Annotated in this window: 23 protein-coding genes; 12 read left to right on the top strand and 11 right to left on the bottom strand. The window is 67.4% G+C overall.

The genetic code is table 11. From position 1 onward, the window contains the following. The first annotated feature begins 232 nt into the window (after positions 1–232). A complete protein-coding gene (locus DEQ92_RS16385) occupies positions 233–427 on the top strand; it encodes a hypothetical protein (RefSeq protein ID WP_049905292.1) in 195 nt (64 codons plus the stop codon). 32 nt (positions 428–459) lie between these two features. Here the strand turns inward: DEQ92_RS16385 and DEQ92_RS16380 are convergent, their stop codons facing one another. From DEQ92_RS16380 to DEQ92_RS16365, 4 genes are all read right to left on the bottom strand, one after another. Continuing rightward, the gene (locus tag DEQ92_RS16380; RefSeq protein ID WP_115805800.1) at positions 460–1,056 is read right to left on the bottom strand and encodes a SprT-like domain-containing protein; all 597 of its coding nucleotides are present in this window, start codon (positions 1,054–1,056) and stop codon (positions 460–462) included. Between the two features lie 139 nt (positions 1,057–1,195). Continuing rightward, positions 1,196–2,530, bottom strand: a complete 1,335-nt coding sequence (locus tag DEQ92_RS16375; RefSeq protein ID WP_115805801.1) for a phosphoglucosamine mutase — start codon at positions 2,528–2,530, stop codon at positions 1,196–1,198. A 28-nt stretch (positions 2,531–2,558) separates the two neighbouring features. Further along, on the bottom strand, positions 2,559–4,262 hold the full coding sequence (locus tag DEQ92_RS16370; RefSeq protein WP_115805802.1) for a glycosyltransferase family 39 protein: 1,704 nt from the start codon (positions 4,260–4,262) through the stop codon (positions 2,559–2,561). 10 nt (positions 4,263–4,272) lie between these two features. Beyond that, positions 4,273–5,625 (bottom strand): arylsulfotransferase family protein, encoded by a 1,353-nt coding sequence (locus tag DEQ92_RS16365; RefSeq protein WP_004977936.1) that lies wholly within the window; start codon positions 5,623–5,625, stop codon positions 4,273–4,275. Positions 5,626–5,764: 139 nt separating this feature from the next. Here DEQ92_RS16365 and DEQ92_RS16360 point away from each other — a divergent pair, with 139 nt between their 5' ends. The 5 genes from DEQ92_RS16360 to DEQ92_RS24130 all read left to right on the top strand — a co-directional run bounded on the left by DEQ92_RS16360 (position 5,765) and on the right by DEQ92_RS24130 (position 11,588). Then, a complete protein-coding gene (locus DEQ92_RS16360; RefSeq protein ID WP_115821134.1) occupies positions 5,765–7,234 on the top strand; it encodes a hypothetical protein in 1,470 nt (489 codons plus the stop codon). A gap of 96 nt (positions 7,235–7,330) precedes the next feature. After that, on the top strand, positions 7,331–9,178 hold the full coding sequence (locus DEQ92_RS16355; RefSeq protein WP_115821133.1) for an ABC transporter substrate-binding protein: 1,848 nt from the start codon (positions 7,331–7,333) through the stop codon (positions 9,176–9,178). Next, positions 9,175–10,008: a phosphatase PAP2 family protein gene (locus DEQ92_RS16350; RefSeq protein ID WP_004977931.1), complete on the top strand. Its 834-nt coding sequence runs from the start codon at positions 9,175–9,177 to the stop codon at positions 10,006–10,008. The genes DEQ92_RS16355 and DEQ92_RS16350 overlap by 4 nt, the downstream gene beginning before the upstream one ends. Positions 10,009–10,154: 146 nt before the next feature. After that, positions 10,155–10,724 (top strand): helix-turn-helix domain-containing protein, encoded by a 570-nt coding sequence (locus tag DEQ92_RS16345; protein WP_004977928.1) that lies wholly within the window; start codon positions 10,155–10,157, stop codon positions 10,722–10,724. Between the two features lie 384 nt (positions 10,725–11,108). Next, complete coding sequence (locus DEQ92_RS24130) at positions 11,109–11,588, top strand: hypothetical protein (protein ID WP_231608393.1); 480 nt, start codon at positions 11,109–11,111, stop codon at positions 11,586–11,588. Between the two features lie 125 nt (positions 11,589–11,713). On the opposite strand, the gene DEQ92_RS23460 is transcribed toward DEQ92_RS24130, so the two are convergent. After that, positions 11,714–11,875: a hypothetical protein gene (locus tag DEQ92_RS23460; RefSeq protein ID WP_156224453.1), complete on the bottom strand. Its 162-nt coding sequence runs from the start codon at positions 11,873–11,875 to the stop codon at positions 11,714–11,716. A 286-nt stretch (positions 11,876–12,161) separates the two neighbouring features. Further along, positions 12,162–12,770 carry a hypothetical protein gene (locus DEQ92_RS16335; protein WP_049905290.1) on the bottom strand — a complete coding sequence of 203 codons (609 nt, stop codon included), beginning with the start codon at positions 12,768–12,770 and terminating at the stop codon, positions 12,162–12,164. Positions 12,771–13,019: 249 nt separating this feature from the next. Between DEQ92_RS16335 and DEQ92_RS16330 the strand changes: the two genes are divergently transcribed. From DEQ92_RS16330 to DEQ92_RS16315, 4 genes are all read left to right on the top strand, one after another. After that, a complete protein-coding gene (locus DEQ92_RS16330) occupies positions 13,020–14,162 on the top strand; it encodes a DegT/DnrJ/EryC1/StrS aminotransferase family protein (RefSeq protein ID WP_004977921.1) in 1,143 nt (380 codons plus the stop codon). Next, the gene (locus tag DEQ92_RS16325; RefSeq protein WP_115805803.1) at positions 14,155–15,144 is read left to right on the top strand and encodes a Gfo/Idh/MocA family protein; all 990 of its coding nucleotides are present in this window, start codon (positions 14,155–14,157) and stop codon (positions 15,142–15,144) included. The genes DEQ92_RS16330 and DEQ92_RS16325 overlap by 8 nt, the downstream gene beginning before the upstream one ends. A 262-nt stretch (positions 15,145–15,406) precedes the next feature. After that, entirely contained in the window at positions 15,407–16,009 is a 603-nt protein-coding gene (locus tag DEQ92_RS16320) for a hypothetical protein (RefSeq protein ID WP_115805804.1), read from the top strand. Between the two features lie 324 nt (positions 16,010–16,333). Continuing rightward, positions 16,334–17,638, top strand: a complete 1,305-nt coding sequence (locus tag DEQ92_RS16315; protein WP_115821178.1) for a helix-turn-helix domain-containing protein — start codon at positions 16,334–16,336, stop codon at positions 17,636–17,638. A gap of 52 nt (positions 17,639–17,690) precedes the next feature. Here the strand turns inward: DEQ92_RS16315 and DEQ92_RS16310 are convergent, their stop codons facing one another. Continuing rightward, positions 17,691–18,605 carry a glycosyltransferase family 2 protein gene (locus DEQ92_RS16310; RefSeq protein ID WP_115821132.1) on the bottom strand — a complete coding sequence of 305 codons (915 nt, stop codon included), beginning with the start codon at positions 18,603–18,605 and terminating at the stop codon, positions 17,691–17,693. A 115-nt stretch (positions 18,606–18,720) separates the two neighbouring features. Here DEQ92_RS16310 and DEQ92_RS16305 point away from each other — a divergent pair, with 115 nt between their 5' ends. Further along, complete coding sequence (locus DEQ92_RS16305) at positions 18,721–19,689, top strand: MoxR family ATPase (protein ID WP_004977911.1); 969 nt, start codon at positions 18,721–18,723, stop codon at positions 19,687–19,689. Here DEQ92_RS16305 and DEQ92_RS16300 read toward each other — a convergent pair. Genes DEQ92_RS16300 through DEQ92_RS16285 form a run of 4 tightly spaced genes read right to left on the bottom strand, consistent with a single transcriptional unit; the run spans position 19,667 to position 23,011 of the window. Further along, complete coding sequence (locus DEQ92_RS16300; RefSeq protein WP_115821131.1) at positions 19,667–20,350, bottom strand: hypothetical protein; 684 nt, start codon at positions 20,348–20,350, stop codon at positions 19,667–19,669. The genes DEQ92_RS16305 and DEQ92_RS16300 overlap by 23 nt on opposite strands. Beyond that, a complete protein-coding gene (locus tag DEQ92_RS16295; RefSeq protein WP_004977908.1) occupies positions 20,347–21,609 on the bottom strand; it encodes a DUF58 domain-containing protein in 1,263 nt (420 codons plus the stop codon). The genes DEQ92_RS16300 and DEQ92_RS16295 overlap by 4 nt, the downstream gene beginning before the upstream one ends. Then, a complete protein-coding gene (locus DEQ92_RS16290; protein WP_233510456.1) occupies positions 21,606–22,187 on the bottom strand; it encodes a hypothetical protein in 582 nt (193 codons plus the stop codon). The genes DEQ92_RS16295 and DEQ92_RS16290 overlap by 4 nt, the downstream gene beginning before the upstream one ends. Beyond that, on the bottom strand, positions 22,184–23,011 hold the full coding sequence (locus DEQ92_RS16285; RefSeq protein ID WP_115805807.1) for a DUF4129 domain-containing protein: 828 nt from the start codon (positions 23,009–23,011) through the stop codon (positions 22,184–22,186). Before DEQ92_RS16285 ends, DEQ92_RS16290 begins: the two co-directional genes overlap by 4 nt. Before the next feature lie 141 nt (positions 23,012–23,152). Between DEQ92_RS16285 and DEQ92_RS16280 the strand changes: the two genes are divergently transcribed. Continuing rightward, on the top strand, positions 23,153–24,193 hold the full coding sequence (locus DEQ92_RS16280) for a hypothetical protein (protein WP_115805830.1): 1,041 nt from the start codon (positions 23,153–23,155) through the stop codon (positions 24,191–24,193). Positions 24,194–24,279 lie beyond the last annotated feature (86 nt).

Below are 24,279 nucleotides of genomic sequence, written 5' to 3'. Positions count from 1 at the left end.
AATATAAATTATTGCTGAACGCTATTTCTTATTTATCGGACTTTCCTATTCGGATGTTTTTGAATCGGTCGTGAATGATTGCATTGTCACCCCAGCTTCTGATTGAGCGGAAAAGCTAATTCGGGAGACGCTCTGCTGCGGTGCAGTATTTGTATTGGTGGGCAATACCGACCGTCTCGCGGGCCGGCAGTCGAATCCAAGGCTTATGTTGTCGCGGTGGCAAGACGAACGTATGAGACTCGGCATCGGTCGAACCGGCGTGGTGATTCTCCTCGGACTGTTCGTCATCCTCGGTGCGGAGGACGTGTACGTCTGGGCCGTCGCCGGAACCGTCCCCGGCGTCGAGTTCTTCTTGGCGCTCGTGTTCGTCCTCGTCGTCGCGTTCGTGGCGATTCGGGAGGCCCGGGCGCACCCGCCGAGTCGGTAGTCGTTCGCCGCTCGGAACGTGGTTTTCGCCCGCTACTCTTCGCGCTCTCTGCAGTCGAGCGGCGCTTCGCAGCAGGCGGAGCGATAGGCGGCCGACTCGCGGACCAGTTTGCACTCGCGGTAGCGGTAGGCGACGTCCGCGCCGCAGGCCTCGCAGGTGAGGGTGTACTTCGGCTCCGCGAACCGGCGGACGCGGACCGGCGCGTCGACCGCCTCGGCGCGGCGCTTGAACGCCGGGCCGTGGTCGGTCGCGCCGAACGCCTGAAACTGCTCGACGTGGACGAGTTCGTGCCGGAGCGTCGCCGTCCATTCCTCGCGGTCGAACGACTCGAACGCCCGCCACGACAGCGACATGGTACACGTGGGCGCGGCGTCGAGTTCGGCCGATTGCGACGACGTGCCGGTCCACCGCCTCGGCTCCCCGACCCTCGCGTCGTCGACGCTCGGTGTCTTCACGGCCGCCGCCCGCCGCTTCGCGCGGGTAGACACTTTCCATCGGACGCGGTGTAAGTCCACGGTGAAGTCGTAGTGGCTCGCCGCGCGGCGGCAGTACGTCCGCGACCAGCTCACCAGCTCGTCGCCGGTCTCGATAGCGTCGTACCCGCCGAGGCTCCCGTCTTCGTGTCCCACGGTTTCGGGCCGTGGTTCGGAGCGAGCCGATATGTGTGTTGTGCCCACCCGCGCGGTCGCCGACGAGCGGTGTTGGTTCGGGTGCGGGTGGGGTACGGGTGTGGGTGCAGGTGGGGTACGGGTATGGGTGCGGGTTCGGTCAGGCTGTGAGCGTCGCTTTCTCGTCGGACACGAGCTCCCGAACCGCGTCGAACAGCCGCTTCGCGCTGTTCCGGGACGTCCCTTCGACGGTCACGCGAAGGACGCGCTCGGTTCGGCTCGCCCTGACGACGAACCACGCGTCGCCGCGGTCGACGAAGATGCCGTCGTCGGTCCGAACGTCGTCGAAGCGCGCCTGACACTCCGTCGCGAGCCGCGTCATCTCGCGGGCGCAGTTGTCGACCGCGAACGAGTCGAAAAACAGCGGGTACGCCGCCACGTCGCCCGCCTGTTCGGAGAGCGCCGCCCCCTCGTCGACGAGCCGCGCGAGGCGAATCGCCGAGAGCGTCGCGTCCGGGCAGGGCGACTCGGCCGGCCACTGGTAGACGCCGGTCGGCTCGCCGCCGAAGACGACGTCCGCGTCCGCCGCCGGTCCGGACCCCGGAATCCCGTCCATCTCGACCCGGACGATGCTTCCTCCCGCGTCGGAGACGACCTCTCCGATGCGACGGCTCGCCTCCAGCGGCACGGCGACGCGGGCGTCCCCGTCCGCATCGCGGACCGTCTCTCGCGCGAACAGCGCGAGGAGCGCGTCTCCGCCGACGACCTCGCCGGTCTCGTCGACGGCCACGAGACGGTCCGCGTCGGCGTCGTGAGCCAGACCGATATCGGCGTCCGAGGCCGCGACCGCTCGGCGGAGCGTCCCGCACGCGTCGTCGCCCGCGGCGACCCGACGGCGCGGAAACGAGTCGTCCGCGGTTCCGTCGAGGCGCTCGACGTCACAGCCGAGTCGGTCGAGCGCGTCGGCCATGATGTCGTCGTCCCGCTCGCCGACGTCGACCACGACGCGCGTGTCGGAAACCGAAGTTCGCCCCTCGCAGAGGTGGTCGAGGTGATGTGCCGCGGCGTCGTCCCAGCGACGTTCCTCGCCGATTTCGTCCCACGGGGCGACCTCGGCCGACGAGCCGTTGACCCGACGGACGACCCTGCTCTGTCGCTCCCACGAGAGGCGCGAGCCGTCGTCGTCGAACAGTTTCAGCCCGGTGTCCTCGGCGGGGTCGCTGACGGTCGTCACCGCCACGCCGGCGTCGCCGCCGAGTCGCCGCACGCCGTGAGAGACGGTCGGGCTCGCCACCGGCCCGAGTCGGTGGACGGTGCCGCCGCACTCGCAGACCCCGGTCGCGACCGCGTCAGCGAGGAGGCGAGCGCTGTCGCTCGGGTCGTGGCCCACGACGATTTCGTCGCCCGTTCCGGCGAGGGCGCGACCGGCTTTGAGGGCGAGTTTCGCGGTCACCTGCGTCCCGTACGAACCGCGGATTCGTGATGGTGCGAACATACCCCACTGTCCGCCCGAGGGGTGTTTACTATCGGCCGGATAATCCCGGTCGGCGTCGCTTAGCGTCCGACAAAACGGCGGGTTCGGTCGTCGAGGCGTCGGTATCACCCGACACGACCTCGTACACCACGACCCCGTCGTTTCCGTAGACTCGTCGATACCGGGAACTGTCCGCGAGCGAGGCGCGAAGCCGCTCGGTCCCGTCTTCTTCGAGCCCCCGGACGGTGTACGTCCCGCGGGGGACGTACAGGTAGTCGGGCGAGGCGTCGACGGACTCCATCGACGCGGTCACGCAGGTCGCGTTCTCGCAGGTGCTCGCCGTTTTGAACGCCGAAATCTGGTCGTAGTACCTGTCGGGGCTCTTCCATTCGACCCCCCACGGGCCCACGAGCATCGTCCGCTTCGCGTGGTGCGGGAACCACTCGGCCGCGTCCGAGAGCACGACGAACGACGCGTTCGCGTCGGTGTCGTTTCTCGCCCACTCCATGGCCTCTCGGTCGTCGTCGTCCATGAACGAGGGGAGACTCGGACTGCCGTGGTGTGCCGCGCCGAGGCCGCTCGCGGCGTAGAACCCGCCGAGGCTCGTCCCGACGACGAGGACCACGACCAGCGACGAGGCCATCAACTGCCGGTTGTCGAGCGACCCGCGAACGCCGTCGGTCAGCCGCGGCACGACGACGCCGAAAAGCACCGTCGAAATCATCATCGCGCCGGCGACGAACTGGAAGCGCTCCTTCCCGATGACGTACGCGCAGACGAAGAGCCAAAGCGGCAGCGTGAACGTCCTCCGAGAGACGAGCACGCCCGCGGCGGCGAAGCTCGCGAGGAAGAACACCGTGACGACGGTCGGGTCCAGCGGGTAGACGAACTGGTCGAGGAGCCGACCGACGCCGCCGGCGATACCGCTGTGACTGCCCGCCGCACCCACGAAGGCCCCGACGCCGTGAGTGGTGACGACGTTGGCCCACCACGGCGCGGCGAGGACGAGTCCCCCGAGAGCCACCGCGGCGCCGCTGAGGAGCCCGGGCAGCGTTCGGTCGAGCATCGCGTAGAGGACGAGCCAACTGACCCCGAAAAACACGGTGTACGTCGGGTGCGAGAGGACGGTCAGTCCGAAGCAGATGACGCCGGAGCCGACCCACAGCGGCCGCCGGGTGCCGCGGCGGAACAGCCTCGCCCCGACGTAAACCCCGCAGAGGGACAGGAAGAACGCGGACGCGCGGACGATGCCGCCGGCCGAGAGGTGCCACTGCAGGACCGGTGGAGCGACCGCGAGAATCGCCGTCGCGACCCCCGCCTGCCGCCGCGTGGGGAGGAGTTCGAGCGCGATTCCGTAGTACGGAACGAGGTAGAGTACCGTCACCACGGCCGGGAGGACGAGGCTGAGCGTCGTTCCCGAGACGCCGAGGTCGGTCAGGAGCGCGACCGCGTAGAACTGAAGGGGCGGGTACGCGAACGGAATCCCGCCGTCGTAGTACGGAATCGAAGTCGGGAGCGCGTAGCCGCCGGTCCGAATCTGCTCGGCGATTTCGAGGTACAGCCCGGACCCGTAGGCCGGGTAGTCGTGGGTCGCCACGTACGTCACCGAGACGACGAGTCCGGCGACGAGGGCGAGGGCGAACCACGCGTGGCTCTCGCGGCCGAGGCCGGGAACGCCGTCGGTGAACGCGTTCGCGCGGCCCGGTGCCGCGGGGTCGAGGCCGTTCGCCGTGTCGTCGGTCGTTGAGTTCATGGAGTAGCTCTCACCTCCGCTTTCGAAGCGAGACGGGGTTCGTGAGCGAGACGCGGTACGGGAGCCACCGCAGTTCGGCGATGGCCCACAGGGCTCCGACGGCGAGCCCGAGACAGGACACCAGCAGCTCTGTGACGCCCATCCACCGCGGGAGGACGTAGTAGACGGCGTTCACGACCGGTCCGGGGAGTACCGACGACTGAGACGGGCCGCCGTCTCCGACCGTCGAGCCGCCGGCCGTCCGATTCCGGAGGCCGAGTTCGTGTGCCGGCGGACCGCCAGCGCTCTCGTCGCCGGTCCCGAGGCGCTCGGCCTCGTAGGGGAACGCGACGGGGACGCTCCAAACGACCTCGCCGGTCTCGTCCAGTTCGAACACGCGGTTGCCGTTCGAGTCAGTCACGAGCGTGTGCCCGTTCGGGAGTCTGTCGGCGTCTCGCGCCCACTGGAGTCGCTTGTCCTGCCAGACCCACGAGCGAACCCACTCGCCACCGGTGTCGCGGTATTCGACGAGGCGGTTGTTCTCCGAATCGGCGACGAGGACGGCGTCGTCGCCGTCCGGGTTCTCGATGTAATCGGGGTTGTGTTGCTCGTAGAGGACGCCGTGAGACCCGTTTCCGAGCGTCCGGTTCTCGACGAGGCCGGTCTCGCGGTCGAGGTACACCACTCTGTCGTGGTTGCGGAGGCTGACCTGAATGAGCCCGCTTTCGAGCACCTCGACGTCGTTGAGGTGGGTCCAATCGGACGGGTACGGCCCGCCGGTCGTCGCGGGGTCGAACGCCGCCTGCGCGTCCCACGACCACTCGACGATGTCCGTCGTCGTGTTCACGACGAACACGCGGTCAGCGGCGATGTCGGCGACGACGTACGTCGAATCGCTCAGTCTGTCGCCGTCGTGCCACCGCGTCGAGTGCTTCCCGGCGGTCACGCGACTGTAAATCCCCTCGACGCTCCCGGTGGTGAGGTTCACGCGCTCGATGCCGTTTCGCGTGCACGCGCTCTCGCCGCCGCACTCTTCGGGTGTCAGGTGGTCCGCGTAGAGGTACTCGACCGTCGCGTTCGTCCCCTCGACGGGGTCGACGTCCCAGTAGCGGGTGTGGGTATCGTCGTAGTATTGCCGCTCTCCGTCGGCACCGAACGCGACGAGTTCGGCGTTCGCTCGCGGGCCGTCGCTCTCTCGTCCGAGCCACGTGTTCGAGTCGGTCGCGATGACCGTCGTCCCGTTCGCGGGCGCGACCCGTGCGCTCTCGCCGGTCGCGTCCGTCACCGCCGAGGTCGGTCGGCTCAGGTACGCGGCCCCGACGATACCCGCGCAGACGAGGAGGGCGACTGCCGCGGCGACTCGCAGATGCGTCCGCTCGACCATTGCGTAGTCGTCCGTGGGTTGACGGTCTTACTATCCGGGTGCTAAACCGCGGGTGGGCTCGTGGCCACCGACGCGGAATCCGTCCACTCGGACCTTACGCACGGAATAATTAGGGTCCCGAGGGCGGGTAGACGACACAATGGCGTCTCGTCTCGGGGCGGCCGAGAGCCTCGTCGTCCTCGGTGTCGTCCTCCTGTTGGCGACGACAGCGGTGCCGACCGCGAGCGTCGTCGATTTCGGCGCGAACGGGGGCGCTTCGACGGCCGCGACGGCCGAGTCGGCACCGAACGGTCCGAAATCTGCCGACGACGTTCGGCTGGTCCCGGTCGGCGACCGGGGGGACCGGCTCTGGCCGTTCACCAGCCGAGACCGGTCGTTTGACGCGCTGACGCTCCCGGTGAACGTCGTCGTCGAGGGGAACCCCGCGCGGGTCCGCTCGCTGCTCCTGTACTCGCGCGACGCGACGTGGGACGAGACGAACGAGTCGTGGCAACAGGCGTCCACCGAACAGGCCCCCACCGACGAGCCGGCCTCCCCGTGGGGGTCGGCCACGGGCGCGGACCGGTTTACCTTCGTCGACACCGCGGACTCGGGCGGGCTGTGGATTGCGGAGTCGATGCAGCTCCACGACGGGACGTACTTCGGGAGCCGAACTCACCTCCGACTGTACGGCGGCGGGACGCCGGACGACTCGTGGACGGCGATTCAGGCCCACCGAGACTACTGGGACTGGTTCCGGCTTCGCCACACGGTGACGAGCCTCGCCGGCCCGCAACACGCCGTCGAACGCGACCTGATGCGCCGCCCGACCGTCGTCGACGTTCGTCGCGAGCGGTTCGCCAACGGCGGCATCATCGACGCCGACGGCTGGGTGTCGGTCGTCGAACTCGGGCCGCCGCAACTCTCGACGCTCCCGAGAGACGACGCGCGTCGCCCCGCGAGCGTCGGGTCGGCGACAGGCAGAGACGAGGCCGCAGAGCGCGCCGGCTCCGAAGGCGACGACACCCCCTCGGTACTCGATACGCCGCAGACGGGGCCGACGGGCGTCGGAACCGTCCTGTCCATGCTCGCCGTCGGCTTCGTCGCCGTCGGTGGACTCGCCGCGCTCGCCACTCGCCGAGACGAACTCGGCGCGCTCGTCGAGCGCCTCCGCTGGTCGCGGCTCGCCGACGACCGACTCCAGCGCGTCGTCGCGCTCGCGGTCGCACTCGTCGCGCTCCCGGTTTTGGTCCGCTCGGCCGCACTCGGACTCGAACGCGTCGTTCCGAACCACCCGAAGGTCGTCGCCGGACTGCTCTTTCCGGTGTTCGCGCTCGCGCCGGCCGTCCTCGCCGCTCGCCTGCCGCGGGGGTACTCGTCGGAACTGTGGTTCGGCACCGCGTTCGTCGGCTACGGGACGGGTCTCGTCGCCGACTTCGCGATGATAGGAGTCGCCGTCGTCCCGGTCGAAGTCGTCCTCCACCGGTTCGCCGTGCTTGTCGCGCTCGGCTGTCTCGCCGTCGCCGGCCGCCGTCACTTCGAGTCGTCGGAACCCCGCCGAGCGGCGCTTTCGGCGGCCGTCTGCCTGTGGCTGCTCCTGTTCGCGTGGCCGCTTTTCTTGGGTATCTAGGCGCTCTTAGCCCCCGGATAATAACGACACCGCGCTCGAAGACAGTTACCTGCCCTCCCGTACATGTCATCAACACGGCTCTCTAGACGGTCGGTTTTGGCGCTCGCAGGCGCGGGCCTGACCAGCGGGTGCGTCCGGCAGCTCGAATCGACGGTCTCGCGCGACGAGCGGACGCCGCTTTCGCTCTCTATCAAGACCGTTCCCGCGGACACCGACGCGACGGCGACGAGGCTCGCCCGCTACCTCGCCACCCGCCTCCAGACGGTCGGCGTCGCGGCGACCGTGGTCCCGATGAGCCGGGAGGAACTCCTCCGCGACGTGCTCTCGAACCACGACTTCGATATCTACGTCTCCCGGCTGCTGCTCCGGCGCGACCCGGACTTCCTCCGTCCCCTGCTCCACTCTCGCTACGGTCCGGGCCGCGGCTGGCAAAACCCGTTCGGATACGGCGACCTGTCGTTGGACTCGCTTCTGGAGCGACAGCGGACTGAGACCGGTTCCGTCCGCGCCGCGACGCTCGCGGAGATTCAACGGCGCGTCGTGGAGGCCCAACCGTTCACGCCCGTCGCGGCCCCCGCCCCGGCTCAGGCGACGCGGCCGGTGCGGGTCGACTGGCCCGACGGCGTTGGAATCCACAGCCTCACGGGATACCTCGGTGCGAGGGCTGTCACCACCACGGCGACCGCCTCGCGGACCGAGTCGACGGTCACGCCGTCGGCGACGCCCGCCCCGACCGAGCAGTCGACGCCCGCCCCGACCTCGACGCCTGCGACGACGACCGACGAACCGACCCCCGAAAACGAACTCCGAATGACGATAGGCGACTCGCGTCCGACGGAGAATCTCAACCCGCTTTCGACGCCGTTCCGGTCGGACGGGACGCTCCTCGACCTCGTCTACGACTCGTTGGGTCGTCCGGTCTACGACCGGATGCGGCCGTGGATGGCCACGTCGTGGGAGTGGGCCGACGGGGACGAGACGACGCTTTCGGTCCGGCTCCGCGACGACCTCGCGTGGCACGACGGCGAGCCGATAACGGCGGCGGACGTGGCGTTCACCTTCCGGTTCATCTCCGACACGGCGCTCGGCTCGCTCGACCAGCCGGTCCCGTCGCCGCGATACCGCGGCCGCGCCTCGCTCGTCGAGTCGGTCGACGCCGCGTCCGACCGCGAGGTGACGATTCGGTTCGGCGACGTGAGCGAACCGGTCGCGGCGCGCGCGCTGACGATTCCGGTGCTCCCCGAACACGTCTGGGAGCCGTTCGCCCGCCCGACGAGCGCCTCGTGGCTCGACGGCGGCCACGTCACCGAGGCGCTCGTCCGGAACAACCTCGACCCGGTCGGAAGCGGACCGCTCCGCGTGACGGGAACGACGGCCAGAGAGTCGGTTTCGATGGAACCGTTCGAGGACCACTTCCTCGCCGACGACGCGCTCGACGGCCGACTGTCCCGGTTCGACGGCGGCTTCTCGTTCGACTCGCTGCGGTTCGACGTCGTTCCCTCCGACGGCGCCGCCGTCGAACTGCTCGCGACCGACGCCGTCGACGCGACGGCGAACTCGCTGTCGGCCGATTCGAGGGCGGCCGCGGCGGACGAACCCGGAATCTCCGTTCGCACCAGCCGGCCCGAGTGGTGCTATCACGTCGGCTACAACCACCGACGGCCGCCGTTCATGAACCCCCGGTTCCGACGGGCGGTCGCCCGGCTCGTCGACCGCGAGTTCCTCGTGGATTCGGTGTTCGACGGCGAGACCGAACCGGCGTCGTCACCGCTGGTCGCGACGACGTACGTCCCAGCGGGTGATGCGTGGGACGAGGCCGTGTCCGAACTCGAGTTCGTCGGCGACTCGGGGACCGGCACGCTCGACGCGGAGCGAGCGCGGTCGGTGTTCGAAGACGCGGGATACGCCTACTCGGGCGACGGCGACCTCCTCATTCAAGAATGATTTCCGCTCAGTCCTCGATAGGCTTCTCACCGCTCGTCGCGGTTCTCGCCCGCGTGCTCGGCGGCGCGGCTGTCGCGTTGGCGCTCGCAACGCTCGCTATCGTCGGCCCGTCGCGTCTCGCGGCGGCGTGCGGGTCGGGGAGCGACCGCTTGCGCGAGGCCGCGCCGTACCTCGGTCTGCTGGCGGTCGTTCTCCTCGTGAACAAGGTCGCCCGCGGCGTCGGCCCGGAAGTGTCGTGGGCGCTGGGCTGGAACGCCACCGGCGTCATCTACGCTATCGAGGGGAACTTCGTCCAGCACGTTCAGTCGCTCGCGACGCCGGCGCTCACCGCCGTCCTCTCGACCGTGTACCTCTCGGGGTACGTCTTCCTGCTCACGTTCCCGTTCGTCGCGTACTTCGCGGCGGCCGACGAGCGACCGCTGAAACTCACCGCGGTCACGTACGCGGCGAACTACGCCATCGGCCTGACCTGCTACGTCCTGTTTATCTCCTACGGTCCCCGTAACCTCCTGCCGGGACAGGTCGAGTCGCTTCTGTACAGCACCTACCCGCAGACGCAGATACTCACCGGCGAGGTGAACGTGAACACGAACGTGTTCCCGTCGCTTCACACGTCGCTTTCGGTCTCGGCGGCGGCGATTGCGATTCGGACGCGGGAGACGTACCCCGCGTGGGCCGTCGTCGCGTCGGTGCTCGCCGCCGCGGTCGCCTTCTCGACGATGTACCTCGGGATTCACTGGGGGACCGACGTCGTCGCCGGCGTCGTCCTCGGAGTCGGCAGCGTCGCGTTCGGCGATTGGCTCGTCGGCCGCCGGTCCGCCGACGCGTAACCCTTACCGCCCGGATAATAAGGTCCGGGCGGTTCCTGTGGTCGGTCGTGAGCGCCATCATTACACTTCGAATCCCGGCGTCCGCGTTCGTTCTCGATGATGTCCTCTCACGCAGTTCCATCACCGAGGCGCGTCTGGTTCGCTCCGTGCAACTCGATGGGCCCACGCTCTCGCCGCTGCTGTGGGTCCGGAGTGACGACCCAGCGCAGATTGCGTCGTCGCTTCGTGACGACCCGAGCGTCGGGTCGGTCGCACCGTTCGCCCCGTCGTCCCACGGCGGCGTCTACCGCCTGAGCCTCAGACCGCTCGCCGACGAGTTCATGCAACTGTTCGTCGACGGCGGCCTCAGCGTTCTCGACGCCCACGGCCGAGACGGTGAGTGGGTGGTCCGCGTCTTCGCCCACGACCGCGACTCGATCGGGTCGCTCGGCGACGGATGGCGACGCACCGGAACGGAGTTCGACGTCGAACGGCTTCGGTCGCCCGAGAACCTCGAGGACCCGACGCGGTTCGGGCTGACCGACCGGCAGTACCGCACCCTCGTCACCGCGTTCCGACAGGGGTACTACAGCGTTCCCCGCGATTCGGGTATCAGGGAGCTCTCGAACGCGTTCGGTGTCACCCACCAGGCGACCTCGCAGCGACTCCGACGCGGTCACGAGCGGCTGATTCGGAGGGCGCTCGTCGAGCGGCCACCTCCGAGTCTCCCCTATTAGTTGCTTGCACTTGCAACCGATAAGACGAGGGGTCTAGTCGAGGTAACAACTGTTGGAATGAGTACTCGGTGTGAACGACAGAGTCGTACGCTGTGACCCCTCGCCGAGCAGTCGGTCCCACGACCGACTGCGCGCTCTGTTCTGTCGGCTCCGGGACCTGCGCGTCCCATCGGTTGCGTCCCACGTCCCGGCGCTTCCACCGCCGTCGAACGCTCGGCGCGACGTGCACTCGTTCCCGCCCTCGATATCGACATCGACATCGACGAGCCGCCGGCTATCCGGCGACCGAACCAGCCGAGTACCGTTACCGCAATCTATGACACAGAACGCATCCCTAACCACGTTGGTAACACGTACAAAAAGATGAGGAACAGATAGTGAGCTATGGCGGACCGCAGTAACGACGACACCCACTTGGCCGGGACCGCGGCGGGCACCACCGGAGCGGGAGGTGGTGCGCTCGGGTATCGACGAGCCATCGCCTCGCGTTTCGCGGCCTACTGGCACGCGTTCATCCGCCTCGTTGTGTCCCTCTCGAACCGCTCCGGCCGCAGAAACGGTGGGCAACCGACCACTGATTCGGTGGACGCGTCCCCGTATTCAGAGAGATACGTGTCGTCCGCCCCCGACGCGAATCACGGGCTTCTCGGCGTCGACCCCGAACTGCTCAACTCCGAGCGCCGAATCCTTCAACTGCTCATCGTCGAGGGCGGCCGACTGCCGCAGTCGCAGTTGGTCGAGCGGACGCGGTGGTCCGACTCCACGATCAGCCGAACGCTGTGTCGGATGGAGACGCAGGGGCGAATCGAGCGCTTCCAACTCGGGTCGGGGAAGTGCGTCGTCCTCCCGCAGGACGACGAGTAGCCGATTCGACCGCTCGGTCGACTCGCCGTGGAGCGTGCCGTGAGGGCGCGCCCCCGCGCACAGACGCGACGAGGACGCCGACGTGAGACTCGATTGCGGACCGGGCGAAGTCCCACTGTCGCGATTCACAGCGCGAGCGTGACCGTCCCGAACAGCATGAACAGGAACACGAGCTGGCGCGCTCGGACGTACGACGGTCCGACGCGGTTCACGTGGCCCAACCCCGACGTGACGACCGCGAGGCCGACGAACAGTGCGCTCACCGCGGCGAATTCTCCCGTGAGCATCGCCTACCGAACCTCCTCAGGGGCAGCGATTGGCGTCTCTGTCCCGCTCGGCGTCTCTGTCCCGCTTGTTACGTGTCCACGAGGCATGGTCGTGGATTGTGCGCATCGGCATATCCTTATTCAGGCTGTAACTGAAACGGAACAGACGGCGCATTCATAATATCCTGTTGTCACTTCACCGAACTCTCTGCGGTCGGCTCGGCGTCGGCCGGCGTTACAGCCTCGGTAAGCCGAGCGAAATAGTGCCGCGAGACGAACCGTTCGACTGCTCAGGGATTCGCTGGCGTCACTCCTCGGTGAGCGCGCGATAGCCGAAAAAGAGGACGACGAGCGCGGCGGGGACGAGGGCGAAAGACGTGTCCAGTGGACTCACGCTCGATGCGGTGACGGCGACGCCGGCGACGCCAACCAGGATGACGGCGACGTTCACTAACCGCTTTCGCGAGACCGTCACTCGGTCGTCAGTCGGCTCGGGCGCGACCGAACCGCGGTTCGTGTCTCCCGCGTTATCGACGGTCGAACCCGCGTTCAGCTCGCTCGACGCGCGAGTCGCGTGGGCACCGTCGTGGGTCGGCGAAAAGACGCGCCCGGTCTCGCGGTGGAAGACGAGACGACCGTCGGCGTCGAGTCGCGGCAGGTCGAAGTCGAAGAGCACGCTGTGTATCTCCTCGTCCGTCGGGACCATCCCGTCCGTCTCGTCTTGGAACCACTCCGAGAGCGCGACGGTCAGCTCGCCGACGGTGTACGGCGTCTCGGAACGCTCGTTCACGAGCGAAACGATGGTGTCCCGTCGTCGAGATTCGGTGACACCGCCGAGACCGGGTCTGTCGTCGAGTGATGGTCCAGGTTGCTCTCCGGTGTCGTCGGGGCCGCCCGGTGCCCACGATGGTGCCATTGACGTGCTCGACTATGTAATCTATAAAAATAAAACTACGGTGTCCCGCCCCACTGAATCGCTGGAATCGACGCTTCAGTGGCGCTGTGGGCTTATCTAAACCATAATAATGGGTTCCTGGTGTCTGGCACTCGACAGCGGTCGCAGGACCGCAGGACATGCTATGAGACGCACACACCCAAGCGACTATCGACGCGACTGTTCGGCGCTTCACGGCGCGGCTGCTCCGACGCGCGGAGGACGACGCCGATGACTGGAGACATCAGTATCGCCTCCCCGGTTCTCGGTGACGAAGAACTCGACCGCATCGAGTCCGTCGTCGAGTCGGGCATGATCGCGGACGGCCCCGAGGTACGGACGTTCGAGTCCGAGTTCGCGGACTACTGCGACGCCGACCACGGCGTCGCCACGTCGAACGGGACCACCGCGCTCCACACGGCGCTCGAAGCGGTCGGCGTCGGCCCCGGCGACCGCGTCCTGACGACGCCCTTTTCGTTCGTCGCGACGGCGAACGCGATTCGATTCGCCGGTGCCGAGCCGGTGTTCGCGGACATCGACCCCGAGACGTTCAACCTCGACCCCGAGCGGGTCGAAGCGACCCTCGAATCGCTCGACTCGGACGTGCAGGCGATGGTCGTCGTCCACCTCTACGGCCTCCCCGCGCCGATGGGCGAACTCCGCGACATCGCCGACGACTACGACGTGGCTCTCGTCGAAGACGCGGCGCAGGCCCACGGTGCCGAGTACTTCGACACGCCGGTCGGGTCGCTCGGCGACGCCGCGAGCTTCTCGTTTTATCCGACGAAGAACATGACCACCGGCGAAGGCGGGATGGTCGTCACCGACGACGAGACCGTCGCACAGAACGCCGCGAGCTTCGTCAACCACGGCCGGGAGACCGACGGGTACCGTCACGTCTCGCTCGGTCACAACTTCCGGATGACGAGCGTCGCGGCCGCGATGGGTCGCGCCCAACTCGAACGCCTGCCCGGCTTCATCGAGAACCGTCGCTCGAACGCGGCGCGACTCGACGAGCTGTTGGCCGACACGGACGCGGCGACGCCGACGGTCCCCGACGGGTTCGACCACTCGTACCACCAGTACACGATTCGGGTCGGCAACCGCGACTCGGTCGTCGAACAGCTGGACGAACGCGGCATCGGGTGCGGGATTTACTATCCGCGGTGCATCCACGACCAGCCCGCCTACGACTTCCTCGACGCCCGTGCGCCCGTCGCCGAACGGGTCGCAGAGCAGGCTCTCTCCATCCCGGTACACCCAAGCCTCACCGAAGCGGAGGTCGAGCGAGTCGGGACCGTCCTCCGAGACGAGGTCACCATCGTCCCTCCGGCCGGCACTCGCGCGTCCACCGCGGAGGCGTCCGATGACTGACGACACCGTCGCGGCCGGCGTCATCGGCGTCGGGAGCATGGGACAGAACCACGCCCGGGTGTACGACGAACTGGGCGACACGGAGCTCGTCGGCGTCTTCGACGTCGACGGCGACCGAGCCGAGTCCGTCGCGGACGACTACGGGACGACCGCGCGGTCGATGGACGGCCTCCTCGACGCGGCGGACATCGTCTCCGTCGTCGTGCCGACGCAGTTCCACTACGAGAACGCGAAGCGCGCCCTCGAATCGGACGTTCACGTCCTCGTCGAGAAACCGTTCGTCGAAGACCCCGAGAACGGACAGGAACTCGTCGACATCGCCGACGAGCGGGACCTCGTGTTGCAGGTCGGTCACATCGAGCGGTTCAACCCGGCGGTTCGCGCCCTCCGCGACCTCGTCGACGACCTCGACGTCCACGCGGTCTCGACCGAGCGACTCGGACCGCCCGTCGACCGCGCCATCGACGACACGGTCGTGATGGACCTGATGATTCACGACCTCGACATCGTCCTCGACATCGTCGACGGCGCGGTCGACTCGTACGACGCCGTGGGAACGCCGGACTGCCGCCACGCGAACGCGAACCTCGCGTTCGACTCGGGAGTGACGGCGTCGCTCACGACGAGCCGCGTCACCCAAGAGAAAGTCCGCGGCCTCACCATCTCGGCGGCCGACTGCCGCGTGAAGGTCGACTACATCGAACAGAACATCGAGATTCACCGCTCGTCGGTCCCCTCGTACATCGACGACGAGTCGCTCGTCCGGCACCGCCACGAGAACTTCGTGGAGACGCTCGCGGTCGAACAGGTCGAGCCCCTACAGAGCGAACTGCGGTCGTTCGCGCACGCCGCCTCGACCGGTACGGAGCCCGTCGTGGACGGCGAGCAGGGGCTTCGGGTGTTGAAGCTGACGAAGGAACTCGACGAGGCTGCGCGAGAAACCCTCGACGGCGGGGCCCGACTGACCTCCACGGTCGACTGAAACACGAGATTTATCGGGCTTATCACGTGCCTTTGCTGGAACAACAATCCGGTTTTCGCCGAATTGCTATCGGGCGCTTCTCGACTGTTGTCAAACAGGCAACAAAGCCGCTGTCTTGCGATTATGCACCCCTGAAACAGTCTGAAACAGTCACTAAACTGCTGCAATACGCCTTGATTCCGGTCGGGTTTTCACAACAGTTCGGAAAATCCGGGACGGTGTTGACGCTTTATTTGGGGCCACAGTAACGGTTGGAGCGAGCATGACCACTCAAGTGAACGGTACCGAGAACGCGCTCATCGACCAGCATACGAATTCGGCCGAGCAGAACACGGAACTTGGGAAAGACGAGATATACCACCTGCTCCAGAACGAGCGCCGTCGGAAGGTTCTCGAATACCTGCGCGACCGCGAGGGACCGGTTCAGATGCGGGACATCGCGGAGCAGGTCGCCGCGTGGGAGCACGATACGACGGTTCAGGCGTTGATGTCCGACCAGCGCCAGCGCGTCTATATCGCCCTCTACCAAGCGCACCTCCCGAAACTCGACGAAGAGGGCGTCATCGACTACAATCAGAGCAGGGGTATCGTCGAGAAGACGCCCCTCGCCAACGAGCTCGCGGCTCACCTCGAACTCCCCGACGATGACGACGACGAGACGGACGGCGAGTCCGAGCGACCGTGGGGGGCGTACTACCTCTCCGTCTCGGGGCTGAGTACGCTCTTTATCGGTGCATCGGGGCTCGGCCTCTTCGGGTTCGGCTCCATCCCTCACCTGCTCGTCGCGCTCGCGGTCATGAGCGTCTACACGGCGCTCACGTTCTGGCAGGTTCTCGACAACTTCGAGACGGGCGACGAAGAATAACGCTCTTCGAGTTCTACCGCGCAACGCACGCCGTTCGTCTGGTTCCGACCTAAGTACCCGCTATATCGAGGGTGATTTATCCGTCTCTCGACTCGAACTATCCAGATAGATAGCTACTGCCCAGCTGTCATAACAGGCCGTGAGATTCATATTGTTGAACTAGAATCATCGATACAGCGCAAAATTGGCCCCAATGATTTCAGACGCGCGCCCTCTTCGTTCGCGAGCACCCGGTGGAGCCTCTCAATGGCCTCCCGCGAGCCGAGCGAACGTCACGTCGCCCCCGAGCCGACGCGCCCGAATCGAGGTGACTCTCCGATAACCATGTCGTACGCCCGCGTGGTGTTCGTTCTGGTCGCGCTCGTTCTCACTGGCGCGGTCCTTCCCGCACCGGTGATGGCGATGGACGAAGAGACGACCAACGAGACGGCCATCGAAGGAGCGTTCACGAACACGGTTCCGGTCGACCAGCCGAGGGAGTCGACGTTCCTCTGGGCGTCCGAACGCAACACGCTCTCGGTCGAGTTCGACGCCCCGAACGAGTCGAACATCTACGAGGTGTGTGTGAGAAACGAGAGCGGCTACCGGGTCGACTGCACCGATAAGGGCGTCTCGTCCGGCACGCAGACCGTCGAGTTCTCGTACGAATCCCTCTCGGAGTTCGAGGGCTCGAGCAACGTCTCCGTCGTCCTCTGGAACAGTTTCCCGGGGCAGTCGGAGCAGATTGCCAGCGACACGGTCAACATCACGATACTCCGGAAAGACGGCGATATCGACGGCGACAAACTCAGCAACGCGAACGAACTGTCCAACAACACCTCGATGTTCCTCATGGACACCGATAAGGACAGCCTCCAAGACGGGGCCGAGGTGAAAAATTACGGGACGTCCCCGACGACGCCCGACACGGACGGCGACGGACTGAACGACGCGGCCGAACTGTCGAACTCGCTGGACCCGACGGACCCCGACACGGACGGCGACGGCATCCCCGACGGCGTCGAGATGCGACTCGGGACGCCGCCGAACGACAGCACCGCCGACACGGACGGCGACGGACTGGACGACGGGTACGAGTACGAACACGGGACCGACCCCGTCGACCCCGACACGGACGGCGACGGACTGAACGACGGGCTAGAGCGGAAGCTCGGAACGGACCCCACCGACGGCAGCACCACCCCGATGCTCGTGTTCACTGGCGGGACGCTGCTCGGCGTCGTCGCCGTCGGCGGCCGCTGGTTCCTCGCCTCGTCGGAGTACCAGCTCGAAGCGCCGGTGTCCGCGCCGCAGCTGTTCGAGCCGGTCGGGACCGAGACGGACGACGGAGACGACGAATCGGACTCGCCATCGACGCCGCCGGAGTTCGACCGGGACGAACTCCAGCAGTCGTCACAGCCCGTCTTGACCGACGAGGACAAAGTCATCCAACTGCTCCGCGACAACGGCGGTTGGGTCTACCAGAGTAGAATCGTCGAGCAGACGGGCTGGTCGAAATCGAAGGTCAGTCGACTGCTTTCGAGCATGGACGAGCTCGGAACGGTGGAGAAGATATCTGTCGGCCGACAGAACATCGTCGCCGAAGAGGGGTCGATGCCCGAGGGTGCGGGGTCGCCGTTCGACGAGTGACTCGAGCGTCGTCTCGCCGTTTCGACTCGGCTTCCCCCGGTTTCACCCCGCGTTACGCGCCCACTCTGTTCTGAACGCCTCTGACGACGCTGTAGACGAGACCGGGGAGCTGCGCCGGTCCGGGTGTCGAGCCCGCGCGCAGGTACGCCAGTCCGGCGTCGAACCGCCCCTCGCGGAGGTACTGCGCGGCGAGCGCGTACTGGTGGGTGCCGGTCACGTCGTAGCCGCGGGTCTCTAGCTCGACGACCTCCTCGGCGAACGTCTTGAGGAAGTGCGCGTTGGCCCGCCGGACGGCGTCCGCGCTCGGTCCGCCGGAGGGGTACCGCCGCAACAGGGGTTCGTCGACGTAGGCGAGCTTTCCCTCCTTCAGGACGCGGATGAGGAACTCCGTGTCCTGGTAGCGGTCGAACGACTCGTCGAACCCGTCGATTCGCTCGACCACCTCGGACTCGACGACGAGCGTCGAGCCCGCGCTGGTGTGGAGGTTCTCCATGAGAATCTCCTTGATGAGTTCCTCGCCGCCTTCCGCCCCTTCTCGGGAGTCGTGTGTTCCGAGGACGGACTTGACGCGCTCCACGAGCGGGTTGGCGTCCGCGTCGTCGAGAATCATCGTCCCGCAGTACGCGGCGACCCACTCGTCGGACCGTCGTTCGAGCGTCTCGACCTGCCGTTCGAGCTTCGTCTCTGCCCACTCGTCGTCGGAATCGAGGAGCGCGATGTAGTCGCCGGTCGCGACCTCGATTCCGGTGTTCCGGGCGGCGCTTCCACCCTGATTCGTCTCGTGGACGAGGTAGTTCACTCTCGGGTCGTCGTAGGCGGTGACGACCGACGCTGTGTCGTCCGTGGAGGCGTCGTCGACGACGATGACCTCAACGTCCGACAGCGTCTGGTCGAGCGCGCTGTCGATGGCGCGCGGGATGTCGTCCGCGCGGTTGTACGTGGGGATGATGACGCTCACTGTCGGCATCGGGTATCGCCTCTTACTCTCCGTCGGGGGCGCATTATTATCGAGCAGGTAACGCGCGGGTCGGTGGCGCGCTTACCTATCGCATAATAATGGCCGGCTGGGCTGACTCCGGAGTATGGACGTCCGCGAACTCCACGACCACAGCACGCGCGTTCTCGACGAGATAGCTCGGTCAGTCGTCGTGGACCGAGCCGTCCTTCGGCGCATCCTCACCGGAGCGCTCTCGCAGGGACACGTCCTCCTCGAAGACGTTCCCGGCACGGGAAAGACGCTGACCGCACAGAGCTTCGCCACGGCGCTCGGCCTCTCGTTTAGCCGAATCCAGTTCACGCCGGACCTCCTCCCCGCCGACGTGACCGGGACGTACGTGTTCGACGAGCGAGACCGGTCGTTCGAGTTCAGCGAGGGCCCGCTGTTCGCGAACGTCGTCCTCGCCGACGAGATCAACCGCGCCTCGCCGAAGACGCAGGCCGCGCTCCTCGAAGCGATGGCCGAGGGGCAGGTGACCGTCGACGGCGAGACGCACCCGCTCCCGGACCCGTTTTTCGTCATCGCCACGCAGAACCCGGTCGAACAGGGGGAGGGAACGTTCCCCCTGCCCGAAGCGCAGAAAGACCGATTTCTCGTCAAAGACAGCCTCGGCTACCCGGACGAGGAGGGCGAACTGGAACTGCTCGACCGCCGCGACGCGCGCGACGAGCCCACGCCGACGGTCTCTTCGGTCCTCTCGACGGACCGCGTCCGCGAGATGCAGCGCGTCCCGGAGACGGTCCGCGTCGACGGCGAGATAAAACAGTACATCGTCGACATCGTTCGCGCGACCCGGGAGAACCCCCGCGTCGCGGTCGGCGTCTCGCCGCGCGGCTGTCAGCGGCTGTTCGAGGTCGTCCGCGCGACGGCCGCGGTCCACGGCCGGAGCTTCGTCATTCCGGACGACGTGAAAGCCGTCGTCCACGCGACGGTCGCCCACCGAATCGTTCCGACCGCCGAGGCGACGGTCGACAACGTCGAGCGGAGCCAACTCGTCGACGACGTGCTCGCCGAAGTCTCCGTCCCGACGGTCAGTCGTGGAGAGCGAGCGTGAGAAAGACCAAGGCGACGAGCACGAACGCGACCGCGTGAAGCGGCAGACCGGGCGTCCCGAGGTCGCGAACCACGAGCCCGGCACCGACCGCGACGCCCCCGACGAGCGCCGTCCCGCTGAAATGGGCCGCCTCGACGGTCCACGTCTTCGCCTCCCGGCCGAGTTGCTCGCCCACCGTCACCGAGTTCTCCGCGGCGTCCCACGAGACGACGAGCGCCGCGCACGCGACGAGCAGGGGCACGGCGTCGGCCGTCTGGAACAGCCCGCCGGCGACGACAGCCAAGAGGACCGACGCGCAGCCGAGTTTACTCAGTCCGCGCGACCCGGCTCCGCGAAGGGGAAGCACGCCGAGTCCGAGGCAGAACACGCCGAAGAGTCCGAGTCCGGCCTCGATGAGCTGTGACTGGCCGGTGGCGCTCGATACGGCGAGGCCCGCACCGCCCGTCGCGACGAGGACGCCGACGAGCAGTCCGGCAGTCCCGAGCAGTCGCTGCCCCGTTCGGAACCGGTGTGCGCCCTCCATCGCGACGACGAGGCCGACCACGGCGACGAACGTCCCGGTCGGCGCGCCGGTGTTCACGAGCGAGACGGACAGCGCGGCGGCGAACAACGACAGCGCCGCGCTGAGCCGCGCCGGCCGTCTGGTTATCTCCCCGTTCACAGCCGAACCCCCCGCTGTGCGTCGATTGCGAGCGCGAGCGGGTCGTCGAGCGACCAATCGATGACGGGGATACCGACCTGCCGGAGCGCCCGCAACCGATTCCGGCGCTCTGCGGCCGCCAAGCGCTCGCCGGGCGTCTCGTTCGCCGTCGCGTCCGGGGAGACGACCGTGACCGCGTGGCCGTGCCCGTCGAACCGGCGCGCAACTTCGACGGCGGTGTCGTCGCAGAGCGGCGAGACGAAGAGAATCTGCGTCTGTTCGCCGAGCCGACCGAGGTACGATTCGACCTGTTCGTCGACTGGGTCGTCCGTGTCCGTCGGACTCGCGGCGAACGCCGAGTGCCTCGAAAGCAGTTTCCGCAACCGGAGTCGGTGTTCCCGCCCCGCGCCCGGCGCTCGGAAGCAGTCTTCGGCCGAGAGCGCGGCGAGGCCGACGTGGTTCCGGCCGTTCAGCAGGGCAGTCGTCAACTGAGCCGCGGCGGACGCCCCGGCGTCGACGGCGTGCGTCTCCCCGGGCGGGCCACTGTAGGCGACCGCCCGCGCGTCGACGAGGACGAGGATTGACGCCGCTTGCTCTTCCCTGAAGTCGACGGTCGTCAACTCACCCGAAGCGGCGTACCGCTTCCAGTCGATTTGGCTGACCGGGTCGCCGCGGCGGTACGACCGCGTCTGTTGGAACTCGATGCCCGAGCCCGTCCCGTTCGCGGCGACGCTGCCGACGGTGTCGAGCGTCTGTGACCGACGCGGCGGCTTCGTAATCTCGGTCGTGCAGTCGAGTTCCGTCTCGTCCGCGGCGCGCACGTCGAGTTCGACCTCCCTGTCGCCGCTGGGGTCGCGGACGATGGCGGTCGCGTCGTCGAACGCGTGCCGCCCGCGCTCGGCTTCGACGGCGTACGAGAACGTCCGCGTCTCGCCGGGGCGAAGCACCATCCCGCACCTCGCCGGGCCGTCCGTGACGGAGAGCGCCGGGGGAACGCCGTCGACGACCCGGCAGTCGTACAGCGTCTCGTCGCCCTCGTTCGTCACCGCGACTTCGATTTCGACCTCGTCGCCGCTCGCCGGTGCGGCGGTGTCGACCCGGCGGTCGAGGGTGAGATTCGGCGTCGGCATCGGGACGGTCCGGTGGTACGCCGCGAAGACGACGCCGACCGTCGAGAGCAAGAGGAGTTCCTGTCGCTTCGCCAGTAGCCCGGCGGCCGCGACGACGAGCGCGACGGCGACGACGCCGCGCCAGCGGTTCGTCTGTTGTGGCGTCGTCACCGGTCCGTCCCTCCATCGACCGCGTAGACGGCCTCGGCGGTCCGCCGGGCGCGGAACTCGGCGGGCGTCTGTCGTCGCCGAAGCGCGGCGACCGCGGTGGCGAGCGTCGACCGTTTCGGACCCCCGAGGAACGACGCCGCCTCGGCGTCGTCGGTCCACTCGCCGCGTCGAACGAGCTGACGCGCGCGGCTTCGACCGCAGTTCCGCTCGCGCATCACCGCCTCGACGGCCGCCGTTCGGAGCCGCGTTTTCACTCGCTGCCGGGCGCTGTTGCCGAGAACGGGCGTCCGATAGTCCCATCCCCGAACCGTCTCGTCGAACTCGCGCCCCGCGGGCGGGACCCGAGCGGGAACTTCCGGGTCCGGCGTGTCGGCCTGCCGCAGTTCGCTCTCCCGGCCGGAGGCGATGACCGGCAGCGACGCGAGCAGCGCGACTCCCGAGAGCGCGGCCACGAGGACGTAGTCGCCGCCCGCCTCGGAGACGAGCGATGCCATCGGGAGGACCGCCCCGCGTGCGACCGTCCCGACGGCGAGGCAGCCGAGTCCGAGGAGTCCGAACAGCATCTTTCGGCGGTTCACGACTGGTCTCGCCCCCCGGACGGGCCGAGCCGTTCGAGACACTCCCTCGCGCGGCGGCGTCGGTCTTCGGTCACCGGCGCGCCGCCGTACCTGACCTCTTCGAACAGTTCCGTGAGCGACCACACCGAGTTCGCGTCGGCCCCGTTCTCGCGGGCGATTGCCGCCCGCTCTCGCGGCGTGAGCAACTGACGGTCGTCGAGTCGGAGGCGCTCGACCATCTCGTACCACGCTTCGGTGACCTCGTTCTCCGGTTCGGGCGGCGCATCGACCCCGCCTCCGGCGCGCTCTTCCGCCGGAGACTCTCCCCCGCGGAAGCGAGCGACTATCGGCGACAGTCGCGCCGCGATGCGGTCTCGATACCGAGCGACGAGCGCGAGGGCGACCACCGCGACGACTCCGACGACCAGTTCGACGAGACGCGAGAGAAGCGCGAGCAGGGCATCGATGAGCGCCTCTAGCCCGTCTCGCTCGCCCGGCGTCTCGTTCGACCCCGAAGATTGGTCGCGCTGGGCGTCCGAACTGTCTGTCGAACTGTCGGACGTGGAGTCGTCGTCACCGTCGTCAGGACCGCTCGCGCTAGACTGTCCCGACTGCGACGACTGCTCGCCGCCGTGTTCCTGCTGGCTCGGGTTGTCCGTCAGCGTCTGGTATTCGCGCTTGATGTCGTTGGCGTCGCCCTTGTCGAGCGGGAGCGAGGAGTAATCGAGGTCGATCGCCTCGCTCGGCGAGGAGTCGACCGCCGATTCGAGGGACCCGGCCGCCGACCCGACGGCGAACAGACACACGAGAGCCAGTCCGAGCGTGACGAGCGCGTCACTGTCCATCCGACCGACCTCCGCGGGTGTCGAGGCGTATCACGATGGGTGTAGACCCGCCCCCGCTCATACTAATTATCCGCCCGGTAAGCCGCCACTACGTGGTCGATAATAACGGTGGGTGGCCGTGATGTCTCGTTCGAGTTCGAGATGGATATCCCATCCAAGACACTGAAACGTGCGAGTATCGCCCTCCTCGTCGCGCTCTTGATGACGACAGCGGGTTGTTCGTCATTCGCGGGCGGCGACACGGGGGACACGACCGCGGCGAACGAAACCGCCGAAACGACGGAGATGACGGATTCAGACGTCGAGGGAACCGCGAACGACACGGCGTCTTCGGACGACGCGACGGCCGCGGAGACGACGGCCGCGGACGCGACGAACGAGTCGTCGGATTCCGACTCCGACTCCGACACCGACCACGACTCACACAGCCACGACTCGGCGGCGAACACCAGTGACGAGTCGTCGGTCGACGCGGCGTACGCCGGGCAGATGGCCGTCGTGGTCACCGGCGAGCGCGTGAGTCTCACGGAGGACCTCGACGAGGACGCGCCGGTCCACATGAGCGACGTCGACTCGTGGCACACCAACGAGAGCACGACGCTCGCGGCGGCGCTCGACGCGGCCGACGTCGACGCCACCGAGTCGACGCTGTCCTACGACGGCGAGACCTTCGAGGAGTCCACCAACGGTACGAAACTCATCTACCGCGTCGACAGCCACGAGGTCGACCCCGAGGAGTACACGCTCGAATCGGACGACAAGGTGTGGGTGCTCGTCGTGACCGACGACTCGAACGTCACCACTCCCGGCGAGTACATCCCGCCGGAACAGCTCCACGTCCACGGAACTATCGACTTCACCGTCGACGGTGAACGGCTCGACTTCAGCCGCGACAAGTACCAGCAGGCGGGTCACAACGACCACTTCCACTTCGAAGGCGGTCACGCGAACCCGTGGCACGCGCACTCGGCGCACGTCACGCTCGCCTACGGCATGTCGACGCTCGACGGCATCAACATGACCGACGAGGGCGTCACCTACAACGGAACGACCTACGCGTACGACGGTGACGGTGACAACGCGACTGCGAACGTCACCGTCAACGGCGAGTCCGTCGACCCGACCGACTACTACCTCAAGAACGGCGACTCGGTCTCTATCGAGATAGCGTCTTCCGACTAATCTCCCGCGTTCGTTTATTTATGTACACGAATCACCGAACAGCAGGTGGTCCGCGGCCGATACGACGTTGGTCCCCGCGCGTCGCG

The organism is Haloferax sp. Atlit-6N, assembly GCF_003383195.1.
Taxonomy (GTDB): Archaea; Halobacteriota; Halobacteria; order Halobacteriales; family Haloferacaceae; genus Haloferax; species Haloferax gibbonsii.
This window is presented reverse-complemented; position numbering and strand designations above follow the sequence as displayed.